This window comes from Pseudocitrobacter corydidari, assembly GCF_021172065.1.
Taxonomy (GTDB): Bacteria; Pseudomonadota; Gammaproteobacteria; order Enterobacterales; family Enterobacteriaceae; genus Pseudocitrobacter; species Pseudocitrobacter corydidari.
This window is the reverse complement of sequence record NZ_CP087880.1, coordinates 4528583-4547599: the sequence shown is the minus strand read 5'-3', so window position 1 is coordinate 4547599 and position 19017 is coordinate 4528583. Positions and strand designations below refer to the sequence as shown.

General features: G+C 54.2%; 18 protein-coding genes and 1 tRNA gene. 14 read left to right on the top strand and 5 right to left on the bottom strand.

The annotated features are described in order from the left end of the window. Positions 1-128: 128 nt before the first annotated feature. From rpoD to G163CM_RS21230, 8 genes are all read left to right on the top strand, one after another. Positions 129-1970, top strand: a complete 1842-nt coding sequence (rpoD, locus tag G163CM_RS21265) for an RNA polymerase sigma factor RpoD (RefSeq protein WP_015962948.1) — start codon at positions 129-131, stop codon at positions 1968-1970. Positions 1971-2582: 612 nt separating this feature from the next. After that, entirely contained in the window at positions 2583-3155 is a 573-nt protein-coding gene (locus tag G163CM_RS21260) for a fimbrial protein (protein ID WP_231826192.1), read from the top strand. 81 nt (positions 3156-3236) lie between these two features. Continuing rightward, on the top strand, positions 3237-5882 hold the full coding sequence (locus tag G163CM_RS21255) for a fimbrial biogenesis outer membrane usher protein (protein WP_231826191.1): 2646 nt from the start codon (positions 3237-3239) through the stop codon (positions 5880-5882). 19 nt (positions 5883-5901) lie between these two features. After that, a complete protein-coding gene (locus G163CM_RS21250) occupies positions 5902-6645 on the top strand; it encodes a fimbria/pilus periplasmic chaperone (RefSeq protein ID WP_231826100.1) in 744 nt (247 codons plus the stop codon). Positions 6646-6660: 15 nt separating this feature from the next. After that, complete coding sequence (locus tag G163CM_RS21245; RefSeq protein ID WP_000018447.1) at positions 6661-7167, top strand: fimbrial protein; 507 nt, start codon at positions 6661-6663, stop codon at positions 7165-7167. Further along, positions 7164-7652 (top strand): fimbrial protein, encoded by a 489-nt coding sequence (locus G163CM_RS21240; RefSeq protein WP_231826190.1) that lies wholly within the window; start codon positions 7164-7166, stop codon positions 7650-7652. Before G163CM_RS21245 ends, G163CM_RS21240 begins: the two co-directional genes overlap by 4 nt. Beyond that, entirely contained in the window at positions 7649-8188 is a 540-nt protein-coding gene (locus G163CM_RS21235) for a fimbrial protein (RefSeq protein WP_231826189.1), read from the top strand. The genes G163CM_RS21240 and G163CM_RS21235 overlap by 4 nt, the downstream gene beginning before the upstream one ends. Before the next feature lies 1 nt (position 8189). Next, positions 8190-9050 carry a StfH/YfcO family fimbrial adhesin gene (locus tag G163CM_RS21230; RefSeq protein WP_231826188.1) on the top strand — a complete coding sequence of 287 codons (861 nt, stop codon included), beginning with the start codon at positions 8190-8192 and terminating at the stop codon, positions 9048-9050. Between the two features lie 62 nt (positions 9051-9112). On the opposite strand, the gene mug is transcribed toward G163CM_RS21230, so the two are convergent. Beyond that, on the bottom strand, positions 9113-9619 hold the full coding sequence (gene mug, locus G163CM_RS21225; protein WP_231826187.1) for a G/U mismatch-specific DNA glycosylase: 507 nt from the start codon (positions 9617-9619) through the stop codon (positions 9113-9115). 125 nt (positions 9620-9744) lie between these two features. Here mug and G163CM_RS21220 point away from each other — a divergent pair. Next, positions 9745-9820: transfer RNA gene (locus G163CM_RS21220), tRNA-Ile, on the top strand. 100 nt (positions 9821-9920) lie between these two features. Next, the gene (locus G163CM_RS21215; protein WP_231826186.1) at positions 9921-10481 is read left to right on the top strand and encodes a serine O-acetyltransferase; all 561 of its coding nucleotides are present in this window, start codon (positions 9921-9923) and stop codon (positions 10479-10481) included. 71 nt (positions 10482-10552) lie between these two features. On the opposite strand, the gene G163CM_RS21210 is transcribed toward G163CM_RS21215, so the two are convergent. After that, positions 10553-10852, bottom strand: a complete 300-nt coding sequence (locus G163CM_RS21210; RefSeq protein WP_231826185.1) for a DUF1889 family protein — start codon at positions 10850-10852, stop codon at positions 10553-10555. Between the two features lie 445 nt (positions 10853-11297). On the opposite strand from G163CM_RS21210, the gene G163CM_RS21205 reads away from it, so the two are divergent. The 4 genes from G163CM_RS21205 (at position 11298) to G163CM_RS21190 (ending at position 15897) form a co-directional block, all read left to right on the top strand. Beyond that, positions 11298-11828, top strand: a complete 531-nt coding sequence (locus G163CM_RS21205; RefSeq protein WP_231826184.1) for a Csu type fimbrial protein — start codon at positions 11298-11300, stop codon at positions 11826-11828. Positions 11829-11842: 14 nt separating this feature from the next. Beyond that, a complete protein-coding gene (locus G163CM_RS21200) occupies positions 11843-12562 on the top strand; it encodes a fimbrial biogenesis chaperone (protein ID WP_231828407.1) in 720 nt (239 codons plus the stop codon). Positions 12563-12665: 103 nt separating this feature from the next. After that, a complete protein-coding gene (locus G163CM_RS21195; RefSeq protein WP_231826183.1) occupies positions 12666-14900 on the top strand; it encodes a fimbria/pilus outer membrane usher protein in 2235 nt (744 codons plus the stop codon). A 16-nt stretch (positions 14901-14916) separates the two neighbouring features. Beyond that, a complete protein-coding gene (locus G163CM_RS21190; RefSeq protein WP_231826182.1) occupies positions 14917-15897 on the top strand; it encodes a Csu type fimbrial protein in 981 nt (326 codons plus the stop codon). Here G163CM_RS21190 and G163CM_RS21185 read toward each other — a convergent pair. The 3 genes from G163CM_RS21185 to G163CM_RS21175 are packed head-to-tail and all read right to left on the bottom strand — an operon-like array spanning position 15894 to position 18995. Further along, on the bottom strand, positions 15894-16397 hold the full coding sequence (locus G163CM_RS21185) for a protein disulfide oxidoreductase (protein ID WP_231826181.1): 504 nt from the start codon (positions 16395-16397) through the stop codon (positions 15894-15896). The two genes, G163CM_RS21190 and G163CM_RS21185, sit on opposite strands and share 4 nt — an antisense overlap. Beyond that, positions 16387-16983 (bottom strand): DsbA family protein, encoded by a 597-nt coding sequence (locus G163CM_RS21180; protein WP_231826180.1) that lies wholly within the window; start codon positions 16981-16983, stop codon positions 16387-16389. The genes G163CM_RS21185 and G163CM_RS21180 overlap by 11 nt, the downstream gene beginning before the upstream one ends. Beyond that, positions 16983-18995 (bottom strand): protein-disulfide reductase DsbD family protein, encoded by a 2013-nt coding sequence (locus G163CM_RS21175; RefSeq protein WP_231826179.1) that lies wholly within the window; start codon positions 18993-18995, stop codon positions 16983-16985. Before G163CM_RS21175 ends, G163CM_RS21180 begins: the two co-directional genes overlap by 1 nt. Positions 18996-19017: the final 22 nt, after the last annotated feature.

The window sequence follows — 19017 nt, the reverse complement described above, 5'->3', positions numbered from 1 at the left end:
ACTCGGGAAGCCCCCGAAAGCCGCGTGAAGGGCAGCGGCAAAATATAAATAAGTCCTCGTTACACTCTGTTGGCGGCTTGTTTCGCCGACCGACACCAATCTCATGAAATAAGTGTGGATACCGTCTTATGGAGCAAAACCCGCAGTCACAGCTGAAGCTTCTTGTCCAACGTGGTAAGGAGCAAGGCTATCTGACCTATGCCGAGGTCAATGACCATCTGCCGGAAGATATCGTCGACTCCGATCAGATCGAAGACATCATCCAAATGATCAACGACATGGGCATTCAGGTGATGGAAGAAGCACCGGATGCCGATGACCTGTTGCTCGCTGAAACATCGAACAACACCGATGAAGATGCGGAAGAAGCCGCCGCACAGGTGCTTTCGAGCGTGGAATCTGAAATCGGGCGCACCACTGACCCGGTACGCATGTACATGCGTGAAATGGGTACCGTTGAACTGTTGACCCGCGAAGGCGAAATTGACATCGCCAAACGTATCGAAGACGGGATCAACCAGGTTCAGTGTTCCGTTGCGGAATACCCGGAAGCCATCACCTATCTGCTTGAACAGTACGATCGCGTTGAAGCGGAAGAAGCACGTTTGTCCGATCTCATCACCGGGTTCGTCGATCCGAACGCTGAAGAAGATTTAGCGCCGACCGCGACTCACGTTGGTTCTGAACTCTCTCAGGAAGAGATGGATGACGACGATGAAGATGAAGAGGACGACGACGACAGCAGCGATGACGACAACAGCATCGACCCTGAACTGGCGCGTGAGAAATTCGCTGAACTGCGCACGCAGTATGAAGTGACTCGCGACACCATCAAGGCGAAAGGCCGTAGCCATGCCGCCGCGCAGGAAGAGATCCTGAAGCTGTCCGAAGTCTTCAAACAGTTCCGTCTGGTGCCGAAACAGTTCGACTACCTGGTGAACAGCATGCGCGTCATGATGGATCGCGTGCGTACCCAGGAGCGTATCATCATGAAGATGTGCGTTGAACAGTGCAAAATGCCGAAGAAAAACTTCATCACCCTGTTCACCGGCAACGAAACCAGCGAAACCTGGTTCAACGCGGCCGTCGCAATGAACAAACCGTGGTCCGAGAAGCTGCTCGACATTAAAGAAGACGTTCAGCGCAGCCTGATGAAGCTGCAACAAATCGAAGAAGAAACCGGCCTGACCATCGAGCAGGTTAAAGATATCAACCGTCGCATGTCCATCGGTGAAGCGAAAGCCCGCCGTGCGAAGAAAGAGATGGTTGAAGCGAACTTACGTCTGGTAATTTCTATCGCCAAGAAATACACCAACCGTGGCCTGCAGTTCCTTGACCTGATTCAGGAAGGTAACATCGGCCTGATGAAAGCGGTTGATAAGTTTGAATATCGCCGTGGTTACAAGTTCTCCACCTATGCAACCTGGTGGATCCGTCAGGCGATCACCCGCTCTATCGCGGATCAGGCGCGCACCATCCGTATTCCGGTGCATATGATTGAGACTATCAACAAGCTCAACCGTATTTCTCGCCAGATGCTGCAAGAGATGGGCCGCGAGCCGACGCCGGAAGAACTGGCTGAACGCATGCTGATGCCGGAAGACAAAATCCGTAAAGTGCTGAAAATTGCTAAAGAGCCTATCTCCATGGAAACGCCAATCGGCGACGATGAAGATTCGCATCTGGGTGATTTCATCGAGGATACCACCCTCGAGCTGCCGCTGGATTCTGCGACCACCGAAAGCCTGCGTGCGGCAACGCACGACGTGCTGGCTGGCCTGACCGCGCGTGAAGCGAAAGTTCTGCGTATGCGTTTCGGTATCGATATGAACACCGACCACACGCTGGAAGAAGTGGGTAAACAGTTCGACGTTACCCGTGAACGTATCCGTCAGATCGAAGCGAAGGCGCTGCGTAAACTGCGTCACCCGAGCCGTTCTGAAGTGCTGCGTAGCTTCCTGGACGATTAATCCCGGTCTGTGAAACGTAAAAAGCTCCCTGCGGGGAGCTTTTTTTATACCTGCGAATACCGCCGCCTGAAGGTAGTGCCCGTTTTTTATGGGTGAGATTGTCCCTGGTCGCCGGCTGAAGTGGCTATGTCAGCAGGGATTGATATCGAAAGAGGGAGGAATTGATATTTGATTAACATGTTTTGGTAATAACGTCTTTTTCAGACCTTATTTAATATTAAATATCAGCTTTCTAATATTATATTTCATGATAATTATTATGCAATATTTTAATTGTCCGGCCTGATGTAATCACTTACAAAAACATACATTATTGTTATAACATGCGTTTTCCTTTATCGTTTGCGTCGCTTTTTTCGGCTAAATCAGCACTATTTGCATAAATGCCACTCATATCATTAAAAATTCTACAATCTGAATTAACTAAAGATAAATTGAGTGTCTGCCCCTTCAGTATCACTATCGCCGCACACCAAAGAATATCATCTTATGCACACTTTTGCGGGAAGCAATGACGCATATTCGATGGTCATCTCTAAGCCGAACACTTCACTATTAATCTGAGGTTTTCCGGCGATTAAAATTTAATTATTTATGGTTTAAGGACAAATAATGAGTAAGTTTGTTAAAACTGCTATTGCAGCGGTGATGGTAATGGGTGCGTTCGCGTCAACTTCTTCCATCGCTGCCGGTAACAACGGTACCGCGCGTTTCTACGGCACCATCGAAGATTCCCCGTGCTCCATCGTGCCTGACGACCACAAACTGGAAGTTGATATGGGCGATATCGGTTCTGAAAAACTGAAAGGCGGCAAATCAACCACGCCGAAAGAGTTCCAGATCCACCTGCAGGACTGCGTCTTTGACACCCAGACCAAGGCTTCGACCACCTTCACTGGCACCATCTATACTGCGGTATCAAACAGCAACAACTACACCATTTTCAGCACCGAAACCGGTATGCCATTTGAGCATGTCAGCCTGGCGATTGGTGACGAACATGGTACAGCGTACAAAAGCGGCATGCCTATCGAACAGCTGCTGACCCTGGACAGCAGTACCACACCGGCTAAAGGTAAAGCTAACCAGACGCTGAACTTTAAAGCATGGCTGGTGGGTGAAGGCGAAATGCCGACCCTGGGCACATTCGAAGCTAATACCACGTTCCAGATCACCTATCTCTGACGTTTCACCCCATAGCGCGAGCGCTATGGGGTTTTTAAATAAAATCTGACTTAATTATAATAATCACGGATGGATACGTGTATGCCAGACCATTCTCTTTTCCGTTTACGGGTGCTTCCCTGGTATATTGCGCTGGCAATATCCGGAAATTATACCAGTGCCTGGGCTGATGATGATATTCAGTTTGATTCCCGTTTTCTGGAATTAAAAGGCGACACGAAAATCGATCTGAAACGTTTTTCCAGCCAGGGCTATGTCGAGCCGGGTAAATATAATTTAACGGTTCAGGTAAATAAACAGCCGCTCCCGGATGACCACGATATTTTCTGGTACGCCTCTGAAAAAGAGGCCGGTAAAACCTATGCCTGTCTGACGCCCGCGCTGCTCGCTCAGTTTGGTCTGAAAGAAGATATTGCAAAAAGCCTGCAATGGTCCCGCAACGGTGAATGCCTTGCACCTGGCCAACTGGAAGGTATTGATATTAAGGCTGATTTAAGCCAGTCCGCGTTATTAATCTCCCTGCCACAGGCCTACCTGGAATACAGCGATATTGACTGGGACCCGCCTTCCCGCTGGGACGATGGTATTCCCGGCCTGATTGCCGACTACAGCATTAACGCCCAGACCCGCCACGATGAACAGAGCGGCGATGACAGTAACGATATCACCGGCAACGGCACGGTCGGGGCGAACCTCGGCCCGTGGCGTCTGCGCGCCGACTGGCAGACGGACTACCAGCATACCCGCAGCGGTGATGACGATGAAGACAGTGACGGTAACAGCACACAAAGAAACTGGGAGTGGAGCCGCTACTACGCCTGGCGCGCCCTGCCGTCACTGAAAGCCAAACTTGCGCTCGGCGAAGATTACCTTAATTCCGATATTTTCGACGGCTTTAACTATGTCGGCGGCAGCGTCAGCACCGACGACCAGATGCTGCCGCCCAATCTGCGTGGCTACGCCCCTGATATTTCCGGGGTGGCGCACACCACGGCAAAAGTGACCGTCAGCCAGATGGGCCGCGTCATTTATGAAACCCAGGTGCCGGCGGGGCCGTTCCGTATTCAGGATTTGGGTGATTCCGTCTCCGGGACCCTGCATGTGCGTATTGAAGAGCAGAACGGCCAGGTGCAGGAATACGACATCAGCACCGCCTCGATGCCGTTCCTGACCCGTCAGGGCCAGGTACGCTATAAAGTGATGATGGGCCGTCCGCAGGAGTGGGGGCACAATATTGCCGGCGGATTTTTCTCCGGCGGCGAAGCCTCCTGGGGGATTGCCAACGGCTGGTCGCTCTACGGCGGCGCGCTGGCGGATGAAAACTATCAGTCGGCGGCCATTGGCGTCGGGCGTGACCTGTCAATTCTTGGTGCCATGGCCTTTGACGTTACGCACTCACATGTCCGCCTGGATGAGAACACCGCTTACAACAATCGCACGCTGGACGGTAACTCGTTCCGCGTGAGCTATGCCAAAGACTTTGACGAACTGGACAGCCGCGTCACCTTCGCCGGATACCGCTTCTCTGAAAAGAACTTCATGACCATGAGCGAGTATCTGGATGCGAAAGATGCAGACATGGTGCGCTCCGGCAACGATAAAGAGATGTACACGGTGACCTATAACCAGAACTTCCGGGATGCCGCGGTTTCTGTTTATCTCAACTACACCCACCGCACCTACTGGGACCGGCCGGAGCAGACCAACTACAACGTGATGATGTCCCACTATTTCAATATGGGCAGCATCCGCAACATGAGCGTGTCCCTGACCGGCTACCGCTACGAATACGACAAAAGCACCGACAAGGGGATGTATATCTCGCTGAGTATGCCGTGGGGCGACAGCAGTACCGTCAGCTATAACGGCAACTACGGCAGCGGCTCGGACTCCAGCCAGGTCGGCTATTTCAGCCGTATCGACGATGCCTCGCATTACCAGATTAACGTCGGCACCAGCGAAAACCACGGCAGCGTGGACGGCTACTACAGCCGTGACGGCTCGCTGGCGAAAGTGGATTTAAGCGCCAACTACCATGAAGGCGAATACCAGTCTGCCGGGATTTCACTGCAGGGCGGCGCGACGCTGACCGCCCACGGCGGAGCGCTGCACCGCACGCAGAATATGGGCGGCACACGTCTGCTGATTGACGCTGACGGCGTGTCCGGCGTGCCGGTGGAAGGCAACGGCGCGGCGGTTTATACCAACATGTTTGGTAAAGCGGTCGTGGCGGACGTCAACAACTACTACCGTAACCAGGCCTATATCGACCTGACGAAACTGCCGGAAAACGCCGAAGCCACCCAGTCGGTGGTACAGGCCACGCTGACCGAGGGCGCGATTGGCTACCGTAAATTTGCCGTGATCAGCGGGCAGAAAGCGATGGCGGTACTGCGTCTGAGCGACGGCAGCCATCCGCCGTTCGGTGCGGAAGTGAAAAACAGCGACGAGCAGCAGGTCGGGCTGGTGGACGACGACGGCAACGTCTATCTGGCCGGGGTGAAACCGGGCGAGCGGATGACCGTGTCGTGGAACGGGGAGGCGCACTGCGACATCGCGCTGCCGGATCCGTTACCGGCCGATCTGTTCAACGGCCTGTTGCTGCCCTGCCAGACAAAAGGTGCCGTCGCACCTGCCACCTCGCCGGACGTCAAACCGGTGATTCAGGAACAGACGCAGCGGGTGACGCCAACGGAACCCCCGACTTCAATTTCAGTAAACCAGTAACGTGATTAAGGAATGATCCATGTTTAATCTGACTCATACGGTAAAAACCGTTATCCCTGCGCTGGCGCTGCTGGCCAGTTTCTCCGGCCACGCTTCGGTGACGCCCGACAGGACACGGCTGGTGTTTAACGAAAGCGACAAGTCCATCAGCGTCACGCTGCGCAATAACGATCAGAAACTGCCCTATCTGGCGCAGAGCTGGATAGAGGATGCAAAGGGCAACAAAATCAGCTCGCCGCTGGCGGTGCTGCCGCCGGTGCAGCGCATCGATGCAATGATGAACGGCCAGGTGAAGGTGCAGGGGCTACCGGACATCAACAAGCTGCCTGCCGACCGCGAGACCGTGTTTTACTTTAATGTGCGTGAAATTCCGCCGAAATCGAACAAACCGAACACGCTGCAGATTGCGCTGCAGACGCGCATCAAGCTGTTCTGGCGACCGAAGGCGCTGGAAAACGTCAGCATGAAAAACCCGTGGCAGCACAAGGTGACGCTCACCCGCAACGGCCAGGATTTTACCGTCAATAACCCGACGCCGTACTACGTGATCATCAGCAACGCCAGCGCAAAAAAAGGCGGCAACCCGCCGGCGGGATTCACACCGCTGATGCTGGAGCCGAAAACCTCCGCGCCGCTGAATGCGAAGATGGACAGCGTGCCGGTGCTGACCTACATCAACGACTACGGCGCGCGGATGCCGCTGTACTTCAAATGCACCGGCAACAACTGCCAGGTGGATGAAGAGCAGAGCCGCAAAGGCTGATGCCGGGAGGGACTTATGAGTCACAAGTTTTTAGCGGGCGCGGGGTTGCTGGTGCTGGCCGGATGGGGGGGCAGCGATGTTGCCGTTGCCAGTGACATTAAGCAGGTGGATATGACGCTGCGAATCCTGGTCGATGGCCCGCCGCCGTGCTCCGTGAAGGGAAGCGCGGTTGAGTTTGGCAATGTGGTGATCAACAAGATCGATGGCACCAGTTACCGACAGGATGCGAAATACACCCTCAACTGCGGCAATAAAGTCAGCGATGACTTACAGATGCAGCTTAAAGGCAACACGACTGTTATCAACGGGGAAACGGTTCTCAGCACGGATATCGCAGGTTTAGGGGTGCGGATAGAAAACGCCGCCGATAATTCCCTGTTTGCTGTCGGTGAAAATACCTGGACGCCTTTTAATTTTAATACTCAGCCACAGTTGAAAGCGGTGCCGGTAAAGCAGAGCGGAGTGCAGTTAACGCCATCGGAATTTAACGCCAGTCTGACCATGGTGGTGGATTACCAATGAAAAAACTCACGCTTATTTTACTGTGCGCCTACTGGGGCAAGGCTCTGGCTGCCGACGAGGACATTACTTTCCACGGCACGCTGATGTCGCCGCCCACCTGTAGCATCAGCGGCGGGCAAACCATTGAAGTGGAATTTCGCGATCTCATTATCGACAGCATTGATGGCAATTACGGTCGTAAGGAAGTGGCATACGAACTGAGTTGCGAAACCAATGAGCGCGACCCTGACTGGGAGATGACGCTCACCTGGACGGGGACAGCAACCAGTTACAACGATGCGGCCATCGAGACAGACGTGCCGGGCTTCGGAATTGAGCTTCAGCACGACGGTCAGCGTTTTAAGCTCAACGAGCCACTTTCCATTAACGCCACCGATTTTACCCAGAAGCCGAAGCTGGAGGCGGTGCCGGTAAAAGCGGCTGACGCGGTGCTGACGGACACGACTTTTTCTGCTTACGCAACCTTACGGGTGGATTATCAATGAAAACAGCACGCACTTATTTGCCCGGTTACGCGCTGCTGGCCAGCCTGCTGCTGACCGCCAGCACGGGGGCACTGGCGGTAGATAACAACCTGCATTTTTACGGCAACCTGCTGAGTAAATCCTGCACGCTGGTGGTGGATGGCACCAATCTGGCGGAAATCCATTTTCCCACCGTCAGCAACCGGGATTTGATGGTCGCCGGGCAGTCCGCGCACCTGCCGGTTGTGTTTAAGCTGAAAGACTGCAAAGGGCCGGCGGGATACAACGTCAAAGTCACGCTGAGCGGCACCGAAGACAGCGGTCAGCCGGGTTTTCTGGCAGTCGATGACACTTCCACCGCTCAGGGGGTGGGAATTGGTATGGAAACGCTCGACGGAGCGCGGGTGGATATTAACAACACCACCGGGGCGACCTTTGCGCTTATCAACGGTAACAATGACATTAACTTCAGGGCCTGGATCCAGGCGAAAAGCGGCCGCGATGTGACAATCGGTGAATTTACCGCCAGCCTGACAGCAACCTTTGAGTATATTTAAAATGAAGAAAATACATCATACACTTTGCCTGATGTTGTTATTTTTTTGTGCTTCAGGAGCGATTGCAGCACAGAAAATCGCTACGTTGAACGTTGCGGCCGGAACTATGGGGCCGCTCACAGGGTATGAATTCGATATTTCTATTCTCACGCCAGAAGGGGTGCAATATGGAGTTTATACCTCCAGGTCAACTTCAAGTGTGAATGTAACTAACGTTTCGTGGACGGGTAGCGATACTGCTCCTGAATTGATTTTAGAAGATGCGTATAACAACAGGTTACCTGATGAAAATTGTCCAGGCCTTGTAGAATATGACGCTCGAACTGATCAAACGAAATGGGGCTGCTTTAATATGCGGATTGGTGTTTACTACGACGGAGATTTGCATGGCTGCCCATGGATAGTATCCACGTTTGTTAAAAGCACTGATCGAACTGAAGAAATTTACACCGGAAATAGTATTCCTTATGTTGGTCCGGTAGGGGTGAATTCGTCATGTCCAACCGTATCCCTCGCACCTTACGATGTTTCGTGGAATGAAAATTATGTTGTGCATAACAAAGTCGTCAGGTTGCAGTCAACAGGTGGTGTTATTGAGCAAACGTTGCCCACTTTTCTGATGGAAAATGGCAAACTGTGTGATGGCAGTAGTTTTGATGAGCGTGGAGCCTACTGCCGTTTTGTCGCACAGCAGATGACCTTCTCCACTTCTGGCTGTGACGATGCCAAAGTGACGGTGACAGCAGAGCAGCAACCGGTCACGTCCAGGCAACTGCATGATATGAAGTTGCGGGTGGATACGACCGCAGAGCAGCCAATAGATTCCACCTGCCGGTTCACCTACATTCTGAATATGTATTAGCGCACCTTTTCTCGCCAGGCAGGGGCATTCGCCCCTGCCAGCTCTTTATCCTTGATGTTTCCTCAAAGCCCCCGCAATACCAGCGCCTGATCCAGCTCCTGATACGCTTCGACCAGTTTATCCGTGGTAATTCGGTTTAACCCGCTCGGATTCGGCAACACCCACACCTGAGTCACGCCAATCAACATCGACTGCTTGCCCCACGGCACGCCTCGCTGGCTGAATCCCTGTTCAAATGCCTGTTTCCCCAGCACCGCCAGCGCCGCAGGTTGATAGTCCTCGATTTTACTAATCAGCGCCCGTCCGCCATCGTGCAACTCCTGGCGCTTCACTTCCGTGGCCTGTACCGTCGGGCGATCCACCAGCTTGGTCACGCCACAGCGAAAATCGAGCAAATGGTCGGCTTCTTCTGGCTTAAGCTGCCTGTCGGTAAACCCGGCAAGATGCAGCACTTTCCAGAAGCGATTCGCCGGATGCGCGAAAGGAAAACCGAGTGAAGAGGAAGACAACCCCGGGTTAATGCCGCAAAACACCACCCGTAGTCCTGGAGCAAGAATGTCCTTAACCATGCTGTTCTCTGATAAATGGCTCATGTGACTATTATAACGAATTGAAAATACGTTGTTTATAAAAACAGCAGACGTACCTTAACAACTGGATTGTAAACCGCAGTTACTTTATAATTCCCCGCCACGGCCCCTTAGCTCAGTGGTTAGAGCAGGCGACTCATAATCGCTTGGTCGTTGGTTCAAACCCAACAGGGGCCACCAAATTTAAGCATCAAGATCATATGAAAAAGCCACTCTCACGAGTGGCTTTTTCATAAGTGTCTGTCTACACGCGGTCATCGTCATTTTGCCTGGGGAGAACATGGCTTCCTACAACGAACTTAAAGAATGTATCCGCCTTGAAGTTATTGGACAAAACAAATCCTTTTCCTGGCGTAAGGCCCTCCTGAGAACACGTCGCAATCAAAGGAAGCACTTTATTTTCTGGTGGCGTATCGCTTCATGGCTCTATGCTCAGGACAGTAAGTTCAAAAAACGCATTGCGCGTAGAATTGAAAACCGCCTTAAATATCAGCATAGCGTAGAAATATCCCTGTCCTGTAAAATCGGGAAGGGCTTAAATATCGCGCATCTCAATGGTATTGTGATTACGGATAATTGCGTGATTGGCGAATACGCCGATCTGAAACAAGGCATCACCATCGGTCTACGTACAGACAGCGCTAATGCAATGATAGTCATCGGGAATCATGTTGATATTGGATGTAATTCATCCATCCTCGGGGGCAACGTTAGAATTGGCGACAATGTTACCATCGGCGCGCATTCTCTGGTCCTTCAGGACATCCCCGATAACACAGTGTACAAAAACAAGATCACACCGCTATTAACACCCAAGTCGCATCAGCACGAGCATCAATAAATTGATACAGCAAGGGCTTACGTGAAAACGTAAGCCCTTCGTTTTTTTGCAGCATACCTCACCACGTTAACTCACACTAACGCGCTCAGCTGTTCCTGCATATAGGATGAAAAATACTCGGGGTTTTTAATCACAACACGCTCGTCAGAGGCGATTTTATCAGCCCATCCGACTACTTTTTTGGTGAACTCAGGGTTCCATCCCTCTGAAGTCCCTCGCGCAGTAATCTCTTCTGCACTCACCTGTACACCGATCTCTTTCAGATACTTAAAGATACCCTTCGCTGTGCTTTCATCCATAGAGTGCGGGACCGCAACGGTTGTATCCATAGCGTTGATGAAATCCAGGGCTTTAGCGATGACTGTTGGCATGTTCTCGTCCTTAAATTAACCACGTGATTAACAAGACTATAAGACCTCAAATGGCTCACGATATCAAAGGGATTCTTACACCTTTCATACGAAACCTCGTACGGGTCACTTCTTCGGGCATCCGTGTCCTCAGTCTCCCTCATCGGGAGTGTAGTGGGTAATCGCTTTTTTGCCATATCGGGCGACGAGTTGAGACTGATAAAAAATATAATATATTATATATAACATCTTATTTATCCCACATCTTAAAAACATCCACAGGAATATTCCTATAAAATAACCACACAAATAAAATATATCCACATAGATAAATCAATACGCATAAATCTTTATTTTAAAATTGGCACAAAACATTTCCGTACCCTACTGTTTACTTAAGTGCAATTGAGATAATTCCCCTTCCACTCTTTTTAAAAGAATAAGATAACCTGTAGAGGATAAGAATATGAAACCATCAACCCTGCTGCGCTTCATTCTTCCTTGCTTCGCATTTGCCGTTATTCCTACAGCCAATGCGGCGACGGCGACAGCCACTTTTCAGGTTCTTATTACTATTCTCAAATCATGTAGCGTTACCGCCGGAGCATCCTCCAATATTAACCTGGGCTCGGTGAATGCCAGTGCCACCAACACCAGCGGTAACAGCACCATTTCGGTGAACTGCTCGAAAACAACCCCCTACTTTATCGGCCTTGCGCCCTCCACGGCGAACGGTGGCGGAACAAGTGGCGCGGGGGCGATGTCATCCGTTGCCAACGCCGCGACCAACACCGATAAAGTGCCGTATCAGCTCAACCAAACCTCGGCCACCGGCCCGGTGTGGGGGAATACCGCTACCACCACCACGGTGGGTAATGGCGTGGCGGGCACCGGTACTGGCGTTGCACAAACCTACACGGTCTACGCGACCGCCGCGAGCGCAAACTTCACTCCAGATAGCTATGCCGACACGGTAACCGTCAACGTTAACTATTGATTAAACGGAATTTTATGAGAATAAAAACCTTTTTAAGGCAGGCCACCTGGCTTTGCCTGACAGGATTGATCGCCTCACAAAATCTCGCCCTGGCCAGTGGCTTGCAGGTTTCTCCTGTCTCGTTAACCCTTCAGGATAAAAATGCTGACGGCATCTGGCTGAGCAACGAAGGCAGCAATGCGATTAACGCGCAGGTGCGTGTCTTTCACTGGAGCCAGCGCAATTTTCAGGACAACCTGACCGCCTCGCGCGATCTGGTTATCAGCCCGCCGATGCTCACCCTGCAACCCGGGCAGCGCCAGTTGATTCGCGTCATTCGGCTGGGAACCCCAACAAACAGCGTGGAAGAATCTTACCGGTTATCGGTTAATGAATTACCGTCAGCCACCCCGCAGTCCAATAAATTACAATTCGTTTTACATTATTCACTCCCCGTTTTTATTCAACCGAGAAACAGTGGCGCGCCGGAAGCGAAATTAACGTGGGGTGTTAAACGCGTAGGAAATGATAATTTCCTTGAGGTCAGCAACCAGGGAAATAGCCATGCACAACTCTCGGCGGTAACATATATCAATCATCAGGGTGGCAGAAGGGAAATTACGCCGGGGCTGCTTGGCTATGTTCTTCCCGGTTCAACTATGCGATGGGTATTAGCGCCACAGTCCGCAAATATTACGCCCGGCGGAAAACTCGAAGTCATGATCAATGGCCAAAAAGCGGTGCAAAATCTGTAGAAGACTGCCCCGTCTGGCAAACGTCATTTTGCTTAGCGCAACATGTTTATCGGGAGCCGCGGTCGCAAACAATAACAACACTGGCCCATCACGGGATACTCCGATGAATGATAACGCGCAGCATGAAGGTATCGACCTCTACCTTGATGTGACGGTTAACGGAAACCCCAAAGGGCTGGTGCATTTTCGCTTCAATGATGAAAAGCTCTACGCCAGCCCCGCCACACGGCGCCAGATTGGCATCCCGGCGGGCGAGACGCGCGCGCTTAATGACATTCCGCAGCTCAATGTCGATTACGATGTCCAGCAGCAAACCCTCACGCTCACTGCCCCGCTTAGCGCACTGGATCTCGGCACTACCGAAGTGGGAAGAGACAACGTGGAACAGCCGCAAGCCAGCATCTCGCGCGGGCTACTGCTCAACTATGATCTCTATGCCGCGCAGGATGATGAAACGCGCCTCAACACATGGAGCGAGCTGCGCGCCTTTAATGCCGCCGGGGTTCTCAGCTCGACCCAGTTAAGTCAGAACACCACCGAAAGCACGCCAGGTTATCAGAGCAACGGCTTCACGCGCCTCGATACCAACTGGCGCTCCTCTTTCCCGGATAAAATGCTGTATGTCTCGTTGGGCGATACGCTCACCAGCGCGCTGTCATGGTCGCGTTCCACGCGTATTGCCGGCCTGCAAATCGGCACCGATTTCAGCCTGCAACCCTATCAGCCCACCACTCCGCTGCCTGCTTTTTTTGGTTCCGCCACGTTACCCTCCAGCGTCGAGCTATACGTGAACGGGGTGAGAAACTACAACGGCAACGTCCCTGCCGGGAATTTTGAGATTAACACTCTGCCCAATATCAACGGCGCGGGGAACGCCCAGGTGACGATGACCGATGCGCTGGGGCGCACGACCGTGCAAAATTTTTCGTTTTATAACGATCAGTCTTTGCTGCGAAAGGGGTTAACCGAGTGGTCCGCCGAGCTGGGCGTGGTGCGGGAAAACTACGGTTACACCTCATTTGACTATGCCAGCAAGCCCGCTCTCAGCGCTACGTGGCGTCACGGCGTCAGCAACACCTTCACCACCGCCGCACACGGTGAAGCCAGCGACAGCCTGATTAACGGTGGCATCAGTAATGACTGGGTGCCAGGCCCGCGCAGCGGTACGATTTCAGCCGCTCTCGCCTTCAGCGGTGATGAAGGAAAAAGCGGCGCGCTGTACAGCCTCGGCTATCGCTGGTCGAACGATATTTTCAGTTTTAATACCTCCACCACTGCCACCAGCGGCGACTACCGCGATATCGCCACCGCTTACGGCCAGGCGCCACCGGAGCTCAACAGCAATACGGTGGTGGGCTATAACGCCCAGGCGCTCGGCAATTTCAGCGTCGGCTATCTGCAGTTTCGCTATCCGCACGACAGCAACCTGCGCTACGTGAACGCCAACTGGTCAAAAGCGCTGACCGAAAAAGCCTGGCTTAACCTCGGGCTGAATCAGAATCTCGACGATCATCAGGACAGCAGCGTCTACCTGATGCTCACGGTTTCACTGGAGAATAACCGTACCGTCAGCGGTACCGTTCAGCGCACCAACAATGAGACGGGTTACATGATGAATGCCAGCCAGATGCTGCCGTCCGAAGGCGGATGGGGCTGGAATATCGCTGCCAATCGCCAGGCTTCTGACACCAGCGGCCAGGGCGAAGTCGGCTATCAGGGGCGATACGGGAAGGTCTATACCGGCTTTAACCGTGTTCCCGATAACCACTACGCCTACGCGGGCGCGACCGGTTCTCTTGTGATGATGGGCGGCGGCCTGTTCGCCGCGCGGGAAATCAACAATGGCTTTGCCGTGGTGTCGACGCAGGGCGTGCCGGACGTGCCGGTGATGCTGGAAAATAACGTCGTCGGCACCAGCGATGACGACGGTTTGCTGCTGGTGACGCAGCTTAATAGTTATCAAAACAATCAGATAAGCATCGATACAATGAATCTTCCGGCCAACACGCGCGTCGACCACGTTAACACCGCCGCCGTTCCCGCCGATCGTTCCGGCACGCTGGTTGAGTTTGGTATTACCACCACACAGCCCGCGTTGATTCTCCTGGTGGATGCGCAGGGCCGCGCGTTACCGGAAGGTAGCCAGGCCACGCTCAACCCAGGGCAAAAGAGTACAGATACGGTGATGATCGGTTTTGATGGGATGGCCTATTTCGATATGGTCTCTTCGCATAACACGCTGGAGGTGACTCTGCCGGGCGGCAAATGCGCAGTACAGTTCGATTACCCGCGTCAGGCCAAAGGCATCCCGCAAATTGGCCCATTGGTCTGTCGCTAACTACAGGAGTCGTGATGTGCGGTTAATTCATCTGGTATTACTGCTGGGACTATTGCTCTGCCCGCTGGCCAGCAAAGCGGTGGTGTGCTCAATGTCCGGCGTGCAAAACATCAGCTTTGGGAACGTCAATCCGTTAAGCAGCACGGATACCAATACCAGCATGACCTTTAACTACAGCTGTACTAAAGAACTCGCCGATGTGCTGGCCGGGGTGACCATCTGCTTTAACATCGGCGCGTCAGCGAACAGCGGTCAGGTGATACCGCGCAGAATGGCTTACGCAGGGCCACCTGCCGGGACGCTCGATTATCAGCTCTATCAGAACGCATCGTACACTACCGTTTGGGGCAGCCAGTATCAAAGCGGGACCACCGTTCCGGCGATCCAGCTTAATTTGTTAAATCTGACACCGGTGACGGGCAGCGTGACGGTGTATGCCAAAGTGCCCGCCAGACAAACCACCGTGGTGCCAGGAAGCTATCAGGATACCTACACAGCGGCGACCGCCAGCATGACCATGAACGTCGGCCTGCTGGCGCCACCAACCACCTGTGGAACCACGCAGGGCCCGACCTTTCCCTTTAACGTCCTGGCTACCGTGACCAAATTTTGTAACGTCACCACGGCGAGTAATATTACTTTTGGCAATGCCGCCTTTACCGATACTAACCTGAGCGCCAGCAACACCATTGGCGTGGCCTGTACCAGCAACACGCCCTATACCATCGGGCTGGTGCCGTCCAACAACAGCACGACCGGCAGCGGAGTGATGAAAACCAATACCGGCAATGCCAGCAACAGCGATCAGGTGCCGTATCAGCTTCGTTCCGCCGCCGGAACCAGCGGCGCGCCATGGGGAAACAGCACGGGCAGCAACACGGTTGCCGGAACGGGGAACGGGCAAACCATCACCTATAATGCGTATGCCACGGTGCCGAGCGCGAATTACACGCCCGACACCTACGCCGATACGGTCACCATCAACGTGACCTACTAAAGCCCGCTCCACCACAGCCGGGCGCGCATGCCCCAGTAGCTGGTCCAGCCGGTGGTCACATTCACCACCTTGCCCTGCGAAATAACCACCAGCGTGGGCGTCACACTTACCTGCCAGCGCGCGGAAAGCTCACCGCGCGGGTCGTTTACCACGGGCAGGGTCAGGTGCTTTTTCGCCATCCACTGCGCCAGTTGGTTGTCGTCTCCGGATCGCAGGGCCACGCTCAGCACGTTCTGACCCTCGTGCGAAAGTTGCTCGACCGCAGGCGTGGTGTAGCGGCATACGCCGCACCAGGTCGCCCATACGTAAAGTAGCAACGGCTTTTTCTGGCTCAGTTCCGCCAGCGAATGAGTTTCGCCATCCAGGGTCTGTAAGGCTATCCCGGAAACATTCTCCGGGAGTTCAGGCTTACGCAGTTGATCCATCCCCCACATCAGCGCCATTGCCAGGAGTAGCAGGACGATCAGATCCTTCAGCCAGCGGCGTAATTTACTGCGCATTGGCTTTCGCCAGCTGTTCTTTCACCAGCGCCTCCAGATCGTCATAGGCGATAGCGCCCGCCACCAGTTGATCGCCGACGATCGTTGCGGGCGTTCCCTGAATGCCCAGCACCTGCGACAGGATCAGATTCAGCTTCACACTGTCCGTGCTTTGCGCATCCGCCTTGATATCCGCCGTCTGGGTTTTCTGCTGCGCATTCAGGATAGAAGCGTCATCGTGCGTGCCCTTTTTCGCCATTAACCGCTGATGCAGCGCCCAGAATTTTTCCGGCTGCTGACGCCAGGTGGTTAACGCCACGCGGGCGGAGGTCATCGAACTTTCTCCGCGAAACGGCAACAGTTTAACGACCAGTTGCACCTGCGGGTAATCCTGCACAATTTTCTCCAGCATCGGGTCAAACTGTTTGCAGTAGGGGCAGTTGTAATCGGTAAAGTTGACGATCATCAGCGCCGGTTTTTCCGCGCCTTTACGCGGGCTGGTCGGGTCATTGAAAATCATCTCGGTGAGCTGCGATTGTGTGTCCGATTCTTGCGCCTGGCCAAAGGTGGCCATACACAGCAGTAATATCAGAGTAAATACGCGCATTAGTTTTTTCCTTTAGCGTTGGACAACGCATTCAGTACCGCATCGCGGCTGAGCAGCGGCGGCAGAATCTCGCCCTGCGGCGTTCCGGGGCCATAAATTTGATTAAACGGGATAGCCGCGCTTTGGCGGCGCTGGAGAAACTGGCTGATGGCGGTGGACGGGCGGCTCCAGTCTCCGCGCAGGGCGACAACATCTGGCGAAGTGAGCGCCTGCTGAACGTCATCACGCAGCAGCACATTGTATTTATTGGCTTTACAGGTCACACACCAGTCGGCGGTCACATCAACAAACACACGCTTGCCGTCACCCAGTGCCGTCTGGATCGCCTGTTCGCTCAGCGGCTGCCAGTCAATTCGGTCGCGCAGCGGGGAAGATGATTGCGGAAGCCAGAAAAGTGCCGCCGCAGTCATCAGCATCAGCCCTGCCGCGCCCAGTGCCACACGCCCGCGATAGCGCCAGGCCAGCGCAACGCACAGCAGCAGCGCCAGCACGCCGCCAATTCCCCAGGTGATGGCTGCCCCAACATGCGCGTTCAGTAGCGTCAGCAGCCAGAGCGCGGAGCCCAGCATCATCACGCCCAGCACGATGCGCACGAGGTTCATCCAGCGGCCCGGCTTCGGCAGGCGCTGTGCCAGCCCCGGCCAGGCCGCGACCAACAGCCACGGCAGGCTCATGCCGATCCCCATCGCCAGGAAAATGCCCCACAGTTTCGGCAGCGGCGCAACCAGCGCCACCGACACCGCCGTACCGAGGAACGGCGCGGTGCAGGGCGTAGCCAGCAGCGTGGCAAATGCGCCCTGCCAGAAATGCCCCGCCAGCCCGCGACCGCCGCGCGTGGCGAGAAACGTCGTGGTGTTTGATGAGAGGCGAATTTCGAACAATCCCAGCAGGCTGGCGCTGAACAGCACCATCACCAGCACCATCGCCGCAATAAACCACGGATTCTGGAACTGAATTCCCCAGCCCAGCGCCTGATTACTCAGACGCAACAGCGTCATCATCAATGCCAGCGCCAGAAATGACGCCACAATCCCCGCCACCGAGGCCAGGAACTGCCGCCGCACCACGCCGCGTTGCGTGCTATCGCCCTGTAATACCGATCCAAGTTTCATCGCCAGCACCGGTAATACGCAGGGCATGATGTTAAGGATCAGCCCGCCGAGCAGCGCCATCGACAGCACCAGCCACAGCGACACGCCGTCAGACGGCAGCCCACTCGCCCGGCCAATCACGCGGGTGCTCTCCTGCGCGAGGCCGTTATCCGCCAGCACCAGCGACAGCGTTTTGCCCTGTAAATCGGGCGCACTATCGCCCCATTCGTCCGTCACCGGCACGGTGGCGATGAGCGTATCGCCGTTCACCTGCACACTGGGTTTGGCAAAACTGACGCCGTCCAGCGTATCGAGAAACAGCGCGGGCGAGTGCCAGCCGCCCTCACGCGTGGCGGTAACGATCATTTTTCCCGGCGCGTAATCCGCCTGCAACGTGGTGGTAAGCCCATCTTCACGTGGCAGTGTGCCCATCGCGCGGGTGAAGTCGTAATCGATGTTTTTATCCGTCGGCGCACGCAGGTCGAGCGAGAACGGATAGTCCGTCAGAATACAGACGTTGCTACAGGTAGAGAGCGTCAGCACGCCGCTCAGCGTCGGCGTTTTTACATCATGCAGCGTGATGGGGAAGCTGACGTCATCGTGATAGCCCTGGGTCGTAATACCCGCAACATCAAAACGTTGCGGCACCGGCCAGCGCCAGGTCACCGACGGCGAATCATTCCAGACGATAGTGGGCGCAATTCCACCCTCGCCCGGCGAGCGCCAGTAGGTTTTCCAGCCCTTCTCCAGTTGAACATCAAGAAGCAGGCGCGTCTCGCCGCCAGGAAGAGTTTGCGTGCGCAGCCGCACGCTGGCGTGGTCGTTATCGGCGGCGCGCAGCCAGCCGCTGTCTGCCGCCCAGCTTGCGGGCAGCCACAGACAAACCAGGCAGAGCAGAAGCTGCCTGAAAAAAGTAAGCATCGGTTTTCTCCGTAAGTAATTA

Bases quoted from the DNA above. Each gene is read 5' to 3' on its own strand.
- G163CM_RS21205 (WP_231826184.1), top strand. From the start codon at position 11,298: ATGAAACCATCAACCCTGCTGCGCTTCATTCTTCCTTGCTTCGCATTT.
- G163CM_RS21195 (WP_231826183.1), top strand. From the start codon at position 12,666: ATGAATGATAACGCGCAGCATGAAGGTATCGACCTCTACCTTGATGTG.
- G163CM_RS21255 (WP_231826191.1), top strand. From the start codon at position 3,237: ATGCCAGACCATTCTCTTTTCCGTTTACGGGTGCTTCCCTGGTATATT.
- G163CM_RS21245 (WP_000018447.1), top strand. From the start codon at position 6,661: ATGAGTCACAAGTTTTTAGCGGGCGCGGGGTTGCTGGTGCTGGCCGGA.
- G163CM_RS21230 (WP_231826188.1), top strand. From the start codon at position 8,190: ATGAAGAAAATACATCATACACTTTGCCTGATGTTGTTATTTTTTTGT.
- G163CM_RS21185 (WP_231826181.1), bottom strand. From the start codon at position 16,397: ATGCGCAGTAAATTACGCCGCTGGCTGAAGGATCTGATCGTCCTGCTA.
- G163CM_RS21235 (WP_231826189.1), top strand. From the start codon at position 7,649: ATGAAAACAGCACGCACTTATTTGCCCGGTTACGCGCTGCTGGCCAGC.
- G163CM_RS21175 (WP_231826179.1), bottom strand. From the start codon at position 18,995: ATGCTTACTTTTTTCAGGCAGCTTCTGCTCTGCCTGGTTTGTCTGTGG.
- G163CM_RS21215 (WP_231826186.1), top strand. From the start codon at position 9,921: ATGGCTTCCTACAACGAACTTAAAGAATGTATCCGCCTTGAAGTTATT.
- rpoD (WP_015962948.1), top strand. From the start codon at position 129: ATGGAGCAAAACCCGCAGTCACAGCTGAAGCTTCTTGTCCAACGTGGT.
- G163CM_RS21200 (WP_231828407.1), top strand. From the start codon at position 11,843: ATGAGAATAAAAACCTTTTTAAGGCAGGCCACCTGGCTTTGCCTGACA.
- G163CM_RS21210 (WP_231826185.1), bottom strand. From the start codon at position 10,852: ATGCCAACAGTCATCGCTAAAGCCCTGGATTTCATCAACGCTATGGAT.
- G163CM_RS21180 (WP_231826180.1), bottom strand. From the start codon at position 16,983: ATGCGCGTATTTACTCTGATATTACTGCTGTGTATGGCCACCTTTGGC.
- G163CM_RS21240 (WP_231826190.1), top strand. From the start codon at position 7,164: ATGAAAAAACTCACGCTTATTTTACTGTGCGCCTACTGGGGCAAGGCT.
- mug (WP_231826187.1), bottom strand. From the start codon at position 9,619: ATGGTTAAGGACATTCTTGCTCCAGGACTACGGGTGGTGTTTTGCGGC.
- G163CM_RS21260 (WP_231826192.1), top strand. From the start codon at position 2,583: ATGAGTAAGTTTGTTAAAACTGCTATTGCAGCGGTGATGGTAATGGGT.
- G163CM_RS21250 (WP_231826100.1), top strand. From the start codon at position 5,902: ATGTTTAATCTGACTCATACGGTAAAAACCGTTATCCCTGCGCTGGCG.